The organism is Marinobacter sp. B-12 (assembly GCF_056857915.1).
Window position 1 is genome coordinate 62,754 of the sequence record NZ_JBSXOB010000036.1, and the last position, 15,212, is coordinate 77,965.

Consider the following 15,212-nt stretch of genomic DNA (forward strand, 5'->3'; position numbering starts at 1 on the left):
TGCTACTTGGGGGAACATGGCTGTAATATAGCGCCTGGCAGCGATGCCAGCCAGCCACAAAATAACAGCCTGGACTATGAAACAGCTTAGTCAGATCTACCTCGTTATGCTACTGATAACGACACTTTCAGGGTGTACGACTTTAGGTTATTACAGCCAGGCGGTCAGTGGCCACCTGTCTTTGATGATGTCCACGCAACCTGTGTCCGGGCTGATCAATGCACCATCGACGCCGCCAGCGCTGAAACGGAAACTCCTGGTGGCGAACGAAGCCCGTCGTTTTGCCGCACATCGCCTGGCATTGCCGGTGGGAGACGCCTTTGCAGAGTACGTTGAGCTTGGGCGGCCCTGGGTGGTTGTCAACCTGGTGGCCGCCCCGGAGTTTTCCCTACAGGCCCATCGGTGGTGCTATCCGGTGGTCGGCTGCCAGGCTTACCGGGGCTACTACGAGCTGGAAAATGCCCGGGATGAGCAGCAATTATTCATGGAAGACGGCTACGATACGTTCATCGGCGGTGTCACCGCCTATTCAACCCTGGGCTGGTTCGACGATCCTCTTCACACCGGCTTTACGTCCTTATCAGACAACCGCATGGTAGCGCTGATGTTCCATGAACTGGCGCATCAAGTGGTTTATATACGCGACGATACGGCCTTTAACGAGAGCTTCGCAACCGCCGTGGAGTTGGAAGGCCTCAGGCTGTGGCTGGAGACAAAGGATGACGATTCGGGGTTCCAGAGAGCGCTGACGCGACTACACCAACGCAACCAGACCCTCGCCCTGGTCGACGATGCATCCCGGCAGCTTGAAGCACTCTACAAGCAACAGGACACGCTGCCACGGGCCAAACTCCGGCACCAAAAGGCACAGCTGTTCCAGACCCTCCAGGACGAGTATCAGACCCTATCGGCAACCTGGGAACAGCCTGGCCCCTTTGGAGAGAACCCGACCGGACTGAACAACGCCAATCTCGCCCTGTTCAGCCAGTACAACCAGCATGTGCCCGCCTTCCGGCAATTACTCCGTGACCATGCTGGCGACTTCAGCGACTTCTATAACGCGATTGAGACCTTGGCAGGTCAGTCCCGGGAAATTCGCCAGCGCCGGCTATCCGATCTAGGACAACGCTTTCACGAAGACCTTTGAGTTACGCTGGGTATTGTAGGAAGCCAGCTTCGGCCCCGGCAGTTCACTCGCTGTGGAAGGTTGGAACCCTCGTTCCCGGAACCAGTGCTCGGTCTGGGTGGTCAGCACAAACAGCCGACGGATACCCTGCCCCCGGGCCAGTTTCTCAACCATCGCCAGGATCTCGTCGCCACGCCCGGCGCGGCGATAGGCCTGATCAACGGCAAAACACGACAGCTCGCCCGCACCTTCATCGGGGTAATGGTATAGCGCGGCACACCCCACGATTGTGCCGTCCCGTTCAGCCACCACAAACCGACTGATCTCGGTTTCCAGCATTTCCCGGGAACGGCGTACCAGGATGCCCTGCTCTTCCAGCGGCTGGATCAAACCGAGGATACCCCCGATGTCCTCCACCCGGGCCTGGCGGATCTGCTCGTAGTTGTCGCCACTGACCAGCGTGCCCGCACCGTCACGGGTAAACAGCTCTTCCAGCAACGCGCCATCATCGACGTAACTGATAATATGAGCCCGACGCACACCTTTCACGCAGGCGTCACAGGCTGCCCGCAGCAGATCGCCATCATGCCCCTGCACCATACCTGCCGCCAGGCGGTCAGATGCCTGACGAGCGGACAGTTCACGGATCAGTCCGGTATTTTCATCCAGCAAACCCTGATTCTCGGCAAACATGATGAGCTTCTCAGCCTGTAGCGCAGCGGCCACCTGACTACCCACATCCTCATAAGACAGGTTAAAGGCATCTCCGGTCGGCGAATACCCAAGCGGCGGCAGCAGTACGATATGACCCAACTCCAGTAACTTCTCGATTCCGGCCACGTCTACCCGACGAACCTGCCCGGTATAGCCAAAATCGATGCCGTCCAGAACGCCTACCGGCCTCGCGGTGACATAGTTGCCACTGCTTACCCTGATTCGTGCATTATGCATGGGTGAGTTCACCAGTCCCATGGACAACTGGCTTTCCAGATACGCCCGCAGCCCACCAATGGCTTCCAGCACCGGCGTCAATTGTTGTTCCGGCGTTACCCGCAGGCCTCGGTGGAAAGTGGATTCTTCGTTTGCCGCGTCCAGACGCGACTGAATCTGGGGCCTTGCACCGAAGGCCACCACGAGCCGGATACCCAAACTGCTAAGCAAAGCAATGTCATGAATGATGTTGATCAGGTTGTCATGGGCAATCGCATCCCCCCCAATCGTCAATACCACAGTGCGACCACGGTGTGCATTGATATAAGGCGATGAGTGGCGGAATCCATGCAACCATTCGTTCGATTTCAAGTTCTTCTCCTAGAATCCTGTCTCGTGGCAGGCATACACCCAAGCCCGGTGAGCGGTGACAGAGGGCCTTTTCAAAACCGTGGAGCGCCAGGGATGGCGCGACCGAGCCCTACAGGGACGTATTCACGGGCGTGTTTTGGGAAGGCCCTCTGTCACTGCTCCTGCACCGGTCCAGAATAGCCATCTCTAATGTCTACAGGCAAAACTCCCGAATCAACCCCTTGAGTATCCGAACCGCAGGGTCCAATTGTGACAATTCGAGGAACTCGTCCGGTTGGTGGGCCTGGTCGATGTAACCGGGGCCCATGACCAGGGTTTCCATTCCCAATTTCTGCAACCAGGGTGCTTCTGTGGCGAAGGCCACCGCTTCCGCACTGTGGCCCGTCAGCTTCTCACAGGCGCGGACCAGTTCGGCTTCGGCCGGGGTTTCAAAGGGCGGCACACCATCGAACAACGGCTCAAATGTCAGCGACAACTCACGGCTTTTGGCGACCGGCTGCAGCGTGTCGAGAATCTCCTGGCGCAGTGCCTTCATGTCCATGCCGGGCAACGGTCGAAGATCAAAATGCAACTCGCAGCGGGCGCAGATGCGATTAGGATTATCACCACCGTGGATGCAACCCAGGTTCATGGTGGGTAACTGAACCCTGAAATTGGGGTTGCTGTATTTCGCCTGCCACCCCGACCGCAGGGCCAGCAGTTTACCCAGCGCCTCGTGCATGCCCTCCAGGGCATTGCGTCCAAGGGACGGGTCAGAGGAATGGCCGGACTGGCCCTCGAACACCAGGCGCTCCATCATGATGCCCTTGTGCATGCGCACAGGCTTCAAGCCGGTAGGCTCGCCGATGACCGCATAGCGGGCCTTGGGACGACCGGCCTCGGCCAGCGCCCGGGCACCGTCCATGGAACTTTCCTCATCGGCGGTGGCGAGGATGATCAATGGCTGCTTCAGATCCTGGCCCACAAAGGCCTTGGCCGCCTCTATGGCCAGCGGGAAAAAGCCTTTCATGTCGCAGGTGCCAAGGCCATACCAGCGGTCGTCCCGCTCGGTCAGGGTAAACGGGTCGCTTTGCCAGCGCTTGTCATCAAACGGGACGGTATCGGTATGGCCCGAGAGCACCAGACCGCCGGGGCCACTGCCCAGTGTGGCGATCATGTTGTACTTTCCGGGCAATCCGGGCACTTCCAGTATCTCGACGTTGAACCCCATGGGCTCCAGCCATTCGGCCAGGGTACGCACCACCGGTTCGTTGCTGTGATCCCACTCGGCAGACGCACTGCTGATCGACGGTTGTGAGATCAGCCTGGCAAGCATCTCGCGAAGGTCAGGCAGGTGTTGGATGGATCCGGACATAGAACACTCTCCGCCCTGATGTGGGGCTAGCGGGCCTGGCCTTGGCGCCAGACCTCAAACGTTGCAATCAGTCGAATGGCAATCGGATACGCCACTTCCCCGCCATCAATCAGCCGTGCGACTTCCAGTCGTTCGTCGCCCACGCTGACCAGGCGGCCTTCCACAACATTACCATTGTCCAGCGTAACTCTCACCGTGCGCCCGACCCAGGTTTGCGCATTCTCCGTGTTGGCCAGGTTCCAGCCATCAACAATCGGGGCACTCTCTCCCGGCACCACCGGTTCAAGCACTTCCTCCGGCACATCCGGTATCGCGGGTTCGATACGTTCAAGATAGACATCGGGCACCGCCGAACGGTTGTAGCGGACGGCGAGGCTGATGTCTGTGGATTCTCCACTGCGAACGGGTATTCCCCATGCCGGTGCCGAGGGGTTCAGTTCCAGCGTCAATTCCCCGCCTTCTGTCAGCCATTGCCGATACAAGGCCAGCAACTGGTCGCTGGCACCAAAGCCACGGGCCGCCAGCGACTCGCGAAACGCTGCCATGACGATACCGGCCCATTCCCCGGTTTCTACACCCGATTCCCGAGCACAGTAGGCCGCAACTCGACGCATCAGACCACCATCCCGCAGTGTCACGGTTACCGGCGACTGCGTGGATTCCGACAGGGCCGGCAGTGATAGGGGATCCAGGCGAGCGCCGGGCCAGTCCAACTCCACGCTGCCGGCGTTGGCCGTTGTCAGCTCCGCGTAGAGGCCATCACCACTCTGAATGACCATAGCCTCACCGGACACACCATTTACACCAAGACGCATCAGATCACCACTGCCCAGTTGCTGGCGATGATCAGGACCGCAAACCGGTGAGAACAATGCGGGGGCTGCCTCGCCCGCTGCCGTCACCCAGTTGCGGAACATGTTGGTGTCGAGCCCCAGGCTCAGGTTCTCTGCCACCAATGACCAATGCGGGGGCAGGTCCGCAGGGTCCAGGAGCGCGTTCACAAGGGCGACCGGAGAGCCCGCATTGAACATCAACCGGTGGAACGCCACCGGGCGGGTAAGCCGGAAGTCCTGGTAGCTGCCATCACCCAACACCAGTCGGCCGACAAGGTCCGAGCGAATATTACCCCGATCAATAACGCCCAATTCCTCAATCGCCTGCTGGGCATCGGCCAGCCGCTGGTCAGCCAGCCACCAGATCGCCCCCTTGAACGACAGGTAGCCTATCAGAGCCAGGATAACCAGAAAGGTCAGCAGGCGCTTCATGATTTGGTCCTCTTGGGGCATGACGCCAGGGTGTTACCTCGCACAGCGAGGCAATAGGCGGCAATGGTCAGTTACGGGAGATCAGGGTACCGACACCTTCGTCCGTGAAGATTTCCAGCAACGTCGCGTGGGCCACGCGGCCGTCGATGATATGGGAGGTTCGAACGCCATTCTCCACGGCGTTCAGAGCGCAGCGGATCTTGGGCAGCATACCGCCGTGGATGGTGCCATCGTCAATCAGGTCGTTAACCTGTTTTGCGGTCAACCCGGTCAGCACTTTATCTTCCTTGCTCTTGAGGCCGGACACATTGGTTAGCAGGATCAGCTTTTCCGCCTTCATGGCCTCCGCCACCTTACCCGCTACCAAATCGGCATTGATGTTATACGACGCGCCATCGGGACCGACACCAATCGGAGCAATCACCGGAATAACATTGCTGCGGGTGAGCATGTCAATCACTTCCACGTTCACACTCGCGACTTCACCCACATGACCGATATCAATGATTTCCGGACGCTGCAGTTCCGCAGAACGGTTCATGACTTCCAGCTTGCGGGCGCGGATCAGGTTGGCGTCCTTTCCAGTCAGCCCCACGGCCGTCCCACCATGAGCGTTAATCAGTGAAACAATCTGTTTGTTGACCTGGCCACCCAACACCATTTCCACCACGTCCATGGTCTGGCTGTCGGTGACCCGCATGCCGTTCACGAAATTGGATTTGATGTTAAGGCGTTCGAGCAATTCACCAATCTGGGGGCCACCACCGTGGACCACGATGGGGTTGATACCCACCAGCTTCATCAGAACGACATCACGGGCGAAGCTGCTTTTCAGCTCCTCATTTTCCATGGCGTTGCCGCCGTACTTGATCACCACCGTTTTTCCGGTAAACCGCTGGATATAGGGCAGCCCCTTACTCAGTACGGCCGCCACCTGCATTGCTGTTTCACGATCCAGAGCCATTCATCTTGCCTTGTTAGTCAGAAAAGTCGGTCATTATTCCAGAGCTGTCAAAAATCCGCGACAAGGTCCGGAGCCGCCTTTTGAAGCTGCTCACGGAATACCGCCTTGATACGCTCGAGCGCCTCCTCGGTTTCTGCCTCGAAGCGAAGCACCAGCACCGGCGTTGTGTTGGAAGCCCGGCACAGACCCCAACCATCGGTAAACTCCACGCGGATACCGTCAATGGTACTGATGTTCCCATCACCGAAGTCCCCTTCGCGACTCAGCTTCTCTATCAGCGGGAACTTGGTCTCGTCCGAGACCTCCACGTTCAGCTCCGGTGTACTGATGTCTTCTGGGAAATCCTCAAAAACCTCATCGCAATGCCGGTCTTCGACACCAAGGATTTCCAGCAACCTGGCAGCAGAATACAAGCCGTCATCAAAACCCATCCAGCGTTCGCCGAAGAAGATATGTCCACTCATTTCACCCGCCAGCAAGGCTCCGGACTCCTTCATCTTGGCCTTCATCAGGGAGTGACCGGTTTTCCACATGATTGGCCGCCCCCCAGCCTCGGAGATCACGCCCGCCAGACGACGGCTGCACTTTACGTCATACAGCACATCGGCACCGGGGTTACGCGACACCACATCCCGGGCAAAAAGCATCAATAGGCGGTCCGGCCAGATGATCTTTCCGGTGTTGGTCACGACCCCCAGACGATCGCCATCGCCATCGAAAGCCAGGCCGATATCGGCACCTTCGGCCTTCACACACTCGATAAGGTCGGCCAGGTTTTCCGGCTTGCCAGGATCGGGATGATGATTGGGAAAACTACCATCTACCTCACAATAGAGCGGTATCACTTCACAGCCCAACTCTTCGATCAGCAACGGTGCGAGCTCGCCGGCGATGCCATTTCCAGCATCCAGAACCACTTTCAAAGGTGCCGCAACCGCAATATCACCCACGATACGATCCAGATAGGCGCGGCGCACATCTTCCGAAGACTGGGAACCTTGGCCAATGGCAAAGTCCCCCGTGCGGATTCGCTCGAGCAGTTTCTGGATGGCCTCGCCGTGCAGGGTTTCGCCACCCAGCATGATCTTCAGACCGTTATAGTTGGCCGGGTTGTGACTGCCGGTCACCATGACACCGGAACCGGTATCCAACTCGTGGGTCGCAAAGTAGAGTACCGGGGTGGGCACGGCACCGACACGGATCACGTTGCACCCAGTGGCCATGATGCCCCGCGCCAGCGCGTCGGCCAGGTCCGGGCTCGAATGCCGGCCATCATACCCAATGCAAAGGCTGTCCACCCTCCGCTCAATAGCTTCACTGCCGATGGCACGGCCGATCACGGTGACAATATCCGCCGTCAGGGTTTCGTCAACAATGCCACGAATGTCGTAGGCCCGGAATATGGTGTCTGAGACCTCGGCCTCAGGCAGGCTGACTTCTTCAACGTCTAGCGTATCGTCCAGGCCATCGGACCCGCCGAAGCCCAGCACGTCGTCATCGCCATCAAGCATATCAATGTCCAACACATCTTTGTCCTGGAACAACGGCTCATCTGCGGTTGATTGGGACGGCGGCCGACTGCCCGGTTTCGGCCGCGCCGATTCACCGGCTTTGGCGACCCGTTTTTCCACCATCTGGGCGAGCCGGTGCAGCACCTCCGCCGTCGACGCCACCATGTCCCATTTCAGTGCCGGTGGCTTGACCCGCTCACCACCAAAGACCTTGTGTGTCCATTGGATCAAGGCTGTTACGTCCTGCCGCAGACCTCGCTGGGCACTGCCGAGCACTACCCAGACAATGATAGCAGCGACCAGTGCCGGAACCAGAGCGAATACGATGGCCAACGTGCCACTGAAAAGGGGCGCGGGTTCGGAGGCAGGGGTGTATCTGAGTTTCCAGTCAGGGTTGACAAGGTCCCGCTCGTACGTCGGGCCATTGCCACTACCACGGCTGACGATGTTACGCGTTGAACCGTTCACCGACTGTACCAGGGAAAACTCTCCGCCCAATGCCGGGTTTACACCGGCCATCAGCGGTTGCAGCCGGGCCGCATCGAATACCACCAATACGCTGCCAGTGACTGCGCGGCTCTGGGGGTTGCGAACCGGCGTCGACATCTGCAGGTACCACTGGCCGCTGCGCGGAAACGCATCTGGAAAAAGCCTCTGACCCGTCTCCGCGCGGCGCGCAAGATCCAGGCCGGAAAAGCCCAGTGTTGGTTCGGAGGATGTGCGGGGAATGTCTCCGTAGGGAAAGAGGTAAACGGCCTCAATATCCGGCAACACCCTGGCGAGATTCGCCGCGGCGGCGCTCAGGGGGGCCTCTCCTCTCAGCGCGGCGCGCACATAATCCTGATCGGCGATACCCTCAACCGTGTCCTGCAACAAGGCGAGCTGCTGATTGATACGCACAGCTGCAGCGTCTGCCTCCAGGGCGGCCTGAGCTTCATAACGACGGGACTCTGCCGGAACCGCCAGCAGAAAATACAGCAGTGCTGCCGAAGCCACTCCGGCAAGCACCACCACGAGGGCCTGGAAAACAGCGACTGACGTCAGCCGTTTATGCCGTGGGCCGGTCGCGGATTTTTTCTCGTTGCTCTGTTTTTTTGTCTGCTTCCTGTCCGGTTTGGCGTCAGATGCAGCATCCTCAGAGTTCTTCTTTTTGCCAAGCTTCATAGTCCATCCTGCAGGTGTTTTCGCCCGAATTCTTCAATTATCAGGGAAGTATAGACCCTGGGCAGTGATCTGCGTCTGATACCTTATCGGGTTCCCGTGGAACCAAAACCGCCGTCACCTCGCACACTGGCGTCAAAGGACGACACCACTTCAAAGTCTGCCTGTACGACTGGCACAAGCACCAGCTGCGCAATGCGCTCACCCACGTTGATGGTGAACTCGGTTTGCCCCCGATTCCAGCAGGAAACCATTAATTCGCCCTGATAGTCAGAATCAATCAGGCCGACCAGGTTACCCAACACAATGCCATGTTTGTGGCCGAGGCCGCTGCGGGGAAGAATCATCGCTGCCAACGAGGTATCCGCGATGTGAATCGAGAGCCCGGTCTTTATCAGTTCGGTCTGCCCCGGTTTGAGTGTGAGCGGCGCGTCCAGACAGGCACGCAGATCCAGGCCGGCAGAGCCGTCCGTCGCATATTCGGGAAAGGGAACTGAACGACCGATCCGGTCATCCAGGATGCGTACCTGAAAGGTTTTGCGGGTCATTGGTTTTCCTTGTTACAGACTGCCAGCGGAGCCAGCCTTTGATTTGAGATGTTCACCAATCAGCGCAATCAGCCGCTCAGCGATTGCCAACTTGGTATCGGGCCCGATGACCTCCCGGCCCTGTGGCCAGAAAGCGATCACAGCATTATTGTCACTGTTGAAGCCCAGCCCCGGCGCAGACACATCATTGGCCACAATCATATTCAGCTTTTTGCGTGTCAGTTTATCGAGGGCATAGTGCTCAACGTCCCGGGTTTCTGCCGCAAAACCCACGGTAAAGGGCGCATCGGCACGCGCCGCTATGGCGGCGAGGGTATCGGGATTACGCACCAGCGACAGTCTCATGCCCTCGTCCGTTTTCTTGATCTTGTCGCCGGCACAGCTGTCGGGGCGATAATCCGCCACCGCCGCCGTCGCAATAAACAGATCGCAGCCTTCATCCACGGCGCCACTAGCATGCTCCAGCATGTCCTGTGCCGTTGTCACACTGCGAACCTCAACGCCCGCCGGCGCTTCAATGGACACCGGACCACTGACAAGGACGACGTTCGCACCGGCCATTCTTGCGGCTGAAGCCAACGCATACCCCATTTTGCCAGAGCTGTAATTGCTGATATAGCGCACCGGGTCAATCGGCTCCCGCGTAGGACCTGCGGTAATAACCACACGCCGCCCCGCCAGTGGGCCTTTGGTAGCACCGGAAATCAGGTCAAACAACACGGTGGGCTCCAGCATCCGACCCGGCCCCACATCACCGCAGGCCTGGGCGCCCTGGCCGGGCCCCAAGAGGGTCACCTGGGCATCCGCCGCCAGCAGTTCAATGTTTCTCTGGGTCCTGCGGTTGCTCCACATGGCCTGATTCATCGCCGGAGCCACCGCGATGGGGGCTTCTGTGGCACAGCACAGGGTGGTCAGCAAATCGTCGGCCATGCCCTGAGCCAGGCGAGCAATGAAATCCGCGGAGGCGGGCGCAACCACTACCTGATCAGCCCATTTTGCCAGTTCGATATGCCCCATTCCGGACTCTGCTTCCGGATCCAGCAAAGAAGTTCTGACCGGCTCACCGCTAAGCGCCTGAAACGTCAGCGGTGTCACGAAGGCCTCGGCGCCACGGGTCATCACAACCCGCACCTCGTGACCAGACTTTTTCAGCAGGCGAACCAGTTCTGCGCTCTTGTAGGCAGCAATGCCACCGGTCACACCCAGCAGAATTCGTTTAGCGGCCATCAACGGCTCCGTATTCATCACGAAATGAAAGGCTTATAAGATAGCATGCCAGAGCGCTGTCGGCAGCCTCACAGCATGCTAGAATTCCAACTGCTCACAGGGCACCACCGCCCCCGTATTCAAGGCGCAGGATGCGCGTCATCACGATAGAAAGGACTCCATCATGTCAAATTCAGACTGGCCCACCGACGAACGCCCGAGGGAACGCCTGCTGGCCCACGGCGCCGCCAGCCTGTCGGACGCGGAACTACTGGCCATATTTTTGCGAACCGGCACGGCCGGCACGCCCGTGATGGCGCTCGCCCGCCATCTCACCGAAGCCTTCGGTGGCCTGCGGGGATTGATGACCGCTTCCCGCAGGCAATTCTGCGACGTTAAAGGGCTTGGCACCGCAAAGTACGCTCAGGTCCAGGCCGCCATGGAAATGGCCCGACGGGTCATGGACGAGCCGCTTCGCCAGGGGGACCCATTGCGCTCACCGGAGGATACCCGGCGTTTTCTGTGCAGTCGCCTTGGAACCTACCCCCATGAGGTTTTCTCAGGTCTGTTCCTGGACAACCGGCATCGGGTGATCCGCTATCAGGAGTTGTTCCGGGGAACCATAGACGGCGCGGCCGTCTACCCGCGGGAGGTCGTCCGGCAAGCCCTGGAATTCAACGCAGCGGCCGTTATTTTTGCCCACAACCACCCCTCAGGGGTTGCAGAACCCAGCCAGTCGGACATCTCACTGACCCGGCGATTGAAAGAAGCGCTGGGATTGGTGGATATCAGGGTTCTTGACCATATGGTTGTCGGCCATGGTGAGGTAATATCGCTTGCAGAACGGGGGTTGATGTAAATCCGGCGGTGCTTCGCCGGAAAACTGGCCAAATTCCCAACAAATTTTTGCGTTGGGGAGGCAGTTCTGGTATAAAAGCGTCCCTTTCTGGCGGCGTCTGGCGAGCAGCGTGCATTTTTTGAGGCGCAGGTAGCAACCAGAGACCCGATTAAACGATTTAAATACGCATTTTCAGGACCAAAGCTCAGGTCGGAGGCAAGTATGTCCAGAGTCTGTCAGGTTACCGGTAAGCGACCGGTCACCGGTAACAACGTTTCTCACGCAATGAACCACTCACGTCGTCGTTTTCTGCCCAACCTGCAGAACCATCGCTTCTGGGTTGAATCAGAGAAGCGCTTCGTAAAGCTGCGCGTATCCACCAAGGGTATGCGTGTTATCGACAAAAAAGGCATTGACGCTGTGCTGGCCGATCTTCGTGCCCGCGGCGAGAAATTTTAAGGAGCCGCATCATGCGCGAGAAAATCAAGCTGGTTTCATCAGCAGGTACTGGTCACTTCTACACGACCAACAAGAACAAGCGTAACACCCCGGAAAAAATCGAGATCAAAAAGTACGATCCGGTTGTCCGCAAGCACGTTGCGTACAAGGAAGCGAAGATCAAGTAAGATTTTCGTTACCAAAAAAAACCCGGCCATGGCCGGGTTTTTTTGTGCTTGCCGCTAAAACGTTTCCAGATACCCTTTGGGCAACTTGATGTCCATGGCGATCGGCAGATGATCCGACACCGGATAGCTGACTACCTCCGACCGTCGTATCTCCAGGCTGGGGCTGACCAGTATGTGGTCCAGCGCCCTCTCCGGCCTCCAACTCGGAAAACTGTGGGCCGTCTCGGGCAACGGGACCAGGTTCGAATGTTTCAACGGCGTGTTGCTCAACAACTGCTCTGCGTGGTTATTCAGATCCCCCATGAGAACCACGTGTTGATACTCCGAAATCAACTCCTGAATATACGCCAGTTGCCGCTGCTGAGCCGCCTTGCTGAGCGATAGGTGCATCATCACCAGCACCAGGGGATCTTCTTCGGCCCCGTAACGGGCGAAAATGGCGCCCCGCCCCGGAATCAGCCCGGGCAATCGGTGCTCTTTCACATCCAGGGGACGATAGCGGCTCAGCAGGCCATTGCTGTGCTGCGCCAGTTGCCCAAGGTTTCGGTTGAGCTGCTGGTACCAATAAGGAATACCTGAAGCCTCTGCCAGATACTGCACCTGATTGATATAACCACTGCGCAGGCTGCCACCATCACACTCCTGCAAGGCGACCACATCGTAGTTGCTCAGCAGGGTGGCGATACGGTCAAGGTTCTGGATGCGGTTGCGGTGAGGCAGAAAGTGCTGCCAGCTTCGGGTGAAGTAGTGACGGTAGGAGGAGGTGTTGATGCCGACCTGGATATTGAAGGTCAGCAGCCGGATGTGACGATGAGCCTCGAACGCTGGAACATGCTCATCGCCGGAACAAGCCCCGCGCGGGCCGTTCGTTGACCTGAGGATACCATTCAGCTGCTTGCGAATACGGTCGTACATGATGGCAGCTCAGACTCCTGACAAGACCCGGTCACGGCCAGCGGACCGGGCTCATGCGTTTACTCGGCCTGACCAGCACGCTCCTGCTCGATCAGGTAATCGACAACCTCCAGTGTCGCTTCATGGCTACCCGCCATGGAAGCCGTAACCCTGTACTTACCATTCACAAGCATAGTCGGTGTGCCGGTAACACGCGCACCCCGAATCTTGGACTGAGCCTGCTGCATTTTGGCATTAACACCGAAGCTGTTGTAATTTTTGAGGAATTCTTCGCCGTCGACACCGTACCCTGACACGAAATCAGCAAGAGCCTCACCCGAATTCAGCGGGCGGCGCTCTCCCGCAAGCGCATCAAAAAGGGCGTCATGGACCTTGTCCAGTTCTCCCATGGCTTCCAGCGCGTAAAAGGCCTTGGCATGGGGCTCCCAGGAACTGCCCAGGGCCGCAGGAATCTTTACGTAGTTGACGTCTTCCGGCAGATCTTCCGCCCAGCTTTCGACCAGCGGTTTGAAGGTGTAGCAGTGAGGGCAGCCATACCAGAAGACCTCAGCCACCTCGACTCCACTATCACTGGCGGTTCTCACCGGGGTATCCAGCACCTGATAGTGCGTCCCTTCCTCCCAGCTGGCGGCGCTGGCCTGCGCAATAAACGACATGGCCAGGATGGATAATGCGGCGTTCCGGATTAATCGGATCATTCATGGTCTCCGGTTATCAGATTGGATGATGTGAAGGGATTATGACCCAGCAGGCACGAAAAGTTCCACCGGGTATGGATTAAACAGCGGCAACCCATAAAAAAACCCCGCATCAGCGGGGGTTTTTCAGTCTAACGCGTGCCGTGCATCACTGAAGACCGGACACGTAGCTCGCAACGGCCTTGATTTCAGTATCGGTCAACTTGGCGGCGACATCCATCATGATGGATGCGTTCTGACCAGCATCACGCTCACCGTCTCGATATGCCTTGAGCTGCTTTTCGACGTATTCAGCGCTCTGACCACTGAGCCTGGGGTAGCCGGCAGGCTCATTACCCATACCTCGAGGGTTGTGACACCCGGCACACGCTGGCACGCCAGAAGCCATGTTGCCACCGCGGTAGAGCATCTGCCCCTCATCAACCAGATCGGGGTTGGCCTGGGCAACAGTGATATCCTGACTGTCAAAATAGGCCGCAAGATCCTGCAGATCCTGGTCAGACATGTCGCTCAAAAGCCCCGTCATTTCGGCAATTTCACGCTTGCCTTCCTTGATCGCGACCAACTGCTGATACAAATACTGTTCGCCAATGCCCGCCAATTTCGGATAAACCGCCATCACTGGCTTGGCGCCACCCTGGCCATGACACCCGGCACACACCGCTGCATTTGCTTCGCCTGCTTCAGGATCTCCCGCCCCGTGAGCCATCGCTGTGAGGCCAACACCGAGAACAACTCCTGCGATCAGTTTCTTCATGCTCGCTCCGCTTCTCTCATCCAAAAGTTTTCTTCGTTATGCAGCCGGCAGGCACTGGCCAAGAAGGCTCAAACCGGGGCTGTTCAGCAGCAACGCTCAGCGTACTGCCCGGATTTGGTGTAGCATTATACATTAATCCCTGATAACTGAAATCCAATAGGAATGCCAACACCCGTGTCATCAGACCTGACTCAAAAAAGCCTCTCGTTCAACAGTGCCCGGTTCCTGATCAGCGCCTCGCGCCTGGAGGAATGCCCTCCGGATCACGGCTCCGAGGTGGCCTTCGCCGGCCGCTCGAACGCGGGCAAATCCAGCGCCATCAATTGCATCACCACCAACGGCAAGCTGGCCCGTACCAGTAAGACCCCCGGACGCACCCGGCTGATCAATTTCTTCTCACTCAACCGTGAGAACTGCCGGTTGGTGGATCTGCCCGGATACGGCTACGCCAAGGTATCCCGGGACATGAAAGATGACTGGCAACAACACCTTGGCCACTACCTGAATGATCGCCGCTGCCTGCGGGGGCTGGTACTGGTCATGGACATACGCCACCCATTGACGGACTTCGACCAAATGATGGTGGAATGGTGCGAACATAACAACCTTCCACTGATGATTCTTGCCACCAAGGCCGACAAACTGAAGTTTGGCCACGCAAAGACAGCCATGATGGGCATTTCAAGGAAGCTGGAAGCATTTCAGTGTGTGGAACACCTGATCATGTTCTCGGCAACATCAAAACGGGGAGTCGACGAGTGCCGGGAGGCACTGACCACCTGGCTGGAAGCCGACGACTAACTAGTGTCCCATTCGGTTAATTCGCGCGCTTATTATCAATGGCACTCAGCTTTGCCCGCGCCACCGATGTCATAATAGCTTCGGCGCTTTTATGCCACCGGAACGGCTTGGCCAGTTTTTCGTTGTGGACCTTAATGTAC

15 protein-coding genes and 1 pseudogene are annotated in these 15,212 nt (G+C 58.0%); 5 read left to right on the forward strand and 11 right to left on the reverse strand.

What is annotated here, in order from left to right; translation table 11 throughout:
- Positions 1 to 76 precede the first annotated feature (76 nt).
- Positions 77 to 1,147 (forward strand): aminopeptidase, encoded by a 1,071-nt coding sequence (locus AC13D2_RS04905; RefSeq protein ID WP_482938282.1) that lies wholly within the window; start codon positions 77 to 79, stop codon positions 1,145 to 1,147.
- Here AC13D2_RS04905 and argA read toward each other — a convergent pair.
- From argA to coaBC, 7 genes are all read right to left on the reverse strand, one after another.
- Positions 1,118 to 2,428 carry an amino-acid N-acetyltransferase gene (argA, locus tag AC13D2_RS04910; protein ID WP_482938283.1) on the reverse strand — a complete coding sequence of 437 codons (1,311 nt, stop codon included), beginning with the start codon at positions 2,426 to 2,428 and terminating at the stop codon, positions 1,118 to 1,120. The two genes, AC13D2_RS04905 and argA, sit on opposite strands and share 30 nt — an antisense overlap.
- A gap of 193 nt (positions 2,429 to 2,621) precedes the next feature.
- Positions 2,622 to 3,782: an acetylornithine deacetylase gene (argE, locus tag AC13D2_RS04915; RefSeq protein ID WP_482938284.1), complete on the reverse strand. Its 1,161-nt coding sequence runs from the start codon at positions 3,780 to 3,782 to the stop codon at positions 2,622 to 2,624.
- 26 nt (positions 3,783 to 3,808) lie between these two features.
- Positions 3,809 to 5,047 (reverse strand): LSm family protein, encoded by a 1,239-nt coding sequence (locus AC13D2_RS04920; RefSeq protein ID WP_482938285.1) that lies wholly within the window; start codon positions 5,045 to 5,047, stop codon positions 3,809 to 3,811.
- 67 nt (positions 5,048 to 5,114) lie between these two features.
- On the reverse strand, positions 5,115 to 6,011 hold the full coding sequence (gene argB, locus AC13D2_RS04925; protein WP_300493464.1) for an acetylglutamate kinase: 897 nt from the start codon (positions 6,009 to 6,011) through the stop codon (positions 5,115 to 5,117).
- Between the two features lie 47 nt (positions 6,012 to 6,058).
- The gene (locus AC13D2_RS04930; protein ID WP_300493463.1) at positions 6,059 to 8,686 is read right to left on the reverse strand and encodes a phosphomannomutase/phosphoglucomutase; all 2,628 of its coding nucleotides are present in this window, start codon (positions 8,684 to 8,686) and stop codon (positions 6,059 to 6,061) included.
- 83 nt (positions 8,687 to 8,769) lie between these two features.
- Positions 8,770 to 9,231: a dUTP diphosphatase gene (dut, locus tag AC13D2_RS04935; RefSeq protein ID WP_292047059.1), complete on the reverse strand. Its 462-nt coding sequence runs from the start codon at positions 9,229 to 9,231 to the stop codon at positions 8,770 to 8,772.
- 12 nt (positions 9,232 to 9,243) lie between these two features.
- Positions 9,244 to 10,458 carry a bifunctional phosphopantothenoylcysteine decarboxylase/phosphopantothenate--cysteine ligase CoaBC gene (gene coaBC / locus AC13D2_RS04940; RefSeq protein ID WP_292047060.1) on the reverse strand — a complete coding sequence of 405 codons (1,215 nt, stop codon included), beginning with the start codon at positions 10,456 to 10,458 and terminating at the stop codon, positions 9,244 to 9,246.
- A 163-nt stretch (positions 10,459 to 10,621) separates the two neighbouring features.
- Between coaBC and radC the strand changes: the two genes are divergently transcribed.
- From radC to rpmG, 3 genes are all read left to right on the forward strand, one after another.
- On the forward strand, positions 10,622 to 11,296 hold the full coding sequence (radC, locus tag AC13D2_RS04945) for a RadC family protein (RefSeq protein WP_292047061.1): 675 nt from the start codon (positions 10,622 to 10,624) through the stop codon (positions 11,294 to 11,296).
- Positions 11,297 to 11,497: 201 nt separating this feature from the next.
- On the forward strand, positions 11,498 to 11,734 hold the full coding sequence (gene rpmB / locus AC13D2_RS04950) for a 50S ribosomal protein L28 (RefSeq protein WP_027829915.1): 237 nt from the start codon (positions 11,498 to 11,500) through the stop codon (positions 11,732 to 11,734).
- A gap of 11 nt (positions 11,735 to 11,745) precedes the next feature.
- Positions 11,746 to 11,901 (forward strand): 50S ribosomal protein L33, encoded by a 156-nt coding sequence (gene rpmG / locus AC13D2_RS04955; RefSeq protein ID WP_007153739.1) that lies wholly within the window; start codon positions 11,746 to 11,748, stop codon positions 11,899 to 11,901.
- A 54-nt stretch (positions 11,902 to 11,955) separates the two neighbouring features.
- On the opposite strand, the gene AC13D2_RS04960 is transcribed toward rpmG, so the two are convergent.
- The 3 genes from AC13D2_RS04960 to AC13D2_RS04970 all read right to left on the reverse strand — a co-directional run bounded on the left by AC13D2_RS04960 (position 11,956) and on the right by AC13D2_RS04970 (position 14,271).
- Complete coding sequence (locus AC13D2_RS04960; RefSeq protein ID WP_420389747.1) at positions 11,956 to 12,816, reverse strand: endonuclease/exonuclease/phosphatase family protein; 861 nt, start codon at positions 12,814 to 12,816, stop codon at positions 11,956 to 11,958.
- 59 nt (positions 12,817 to 12,875) lie between these two features.
- Positions 12,876 to 13,514 carry a thiol:disulfide interchange protein DsbA/DsbL gene (locus AC13D2_RS04965; protein ID WP_300493456.1) on the reverse strand — a complete coding sequence of 213 codons (639 nt, stop codon included), beginning with the start codon at positions 13,512 to 13,514 and terminating at the stop codon, positions 12,876 to 12,878.
- Positions 13,515 to 13,662: 148 nt separating this feature from the next.
- Positions 13,663 to 14,271: a c-type cytochrome gene (locus AC13D2_RS04970; RefSeq protein ID WP_300493455.1), complete on the reverse strand. Its 609-nt coding sequence runs from the start codon at positions 14,269 to 14,271 to the stop codon at positions 13,663 to 13,665.
- Between the two features lie 174 nt (positions 14,272 to 14,445).
- On the opposite strand from AC13D2_RS04970, the gene yihA reads away from it, so the two are divergent.
- Complete coding sequence (gene yihA / locus AC13D2_RS04975; RefSeq protein WP_292049553.1) at positions 14,446 to 15,072, forward strand: ribosome biogenesis GTP-binding protein YihA/YsxC; 627 nt, start codon at positions 14,446 to 14,448, stop codon at positions 15,070 to 15,072.
- Between the two features lie 16 nt (positions 15,073 to 15,088).
- Here yihA and AC13D2_RS04980 read toward each other — a convergent pair.
- Positions 15,089 to 15,212: pseudogene (locus tag AC13D2_RS04980) on the reverse strand (IS630 family transposase); the annotation flags it as partial.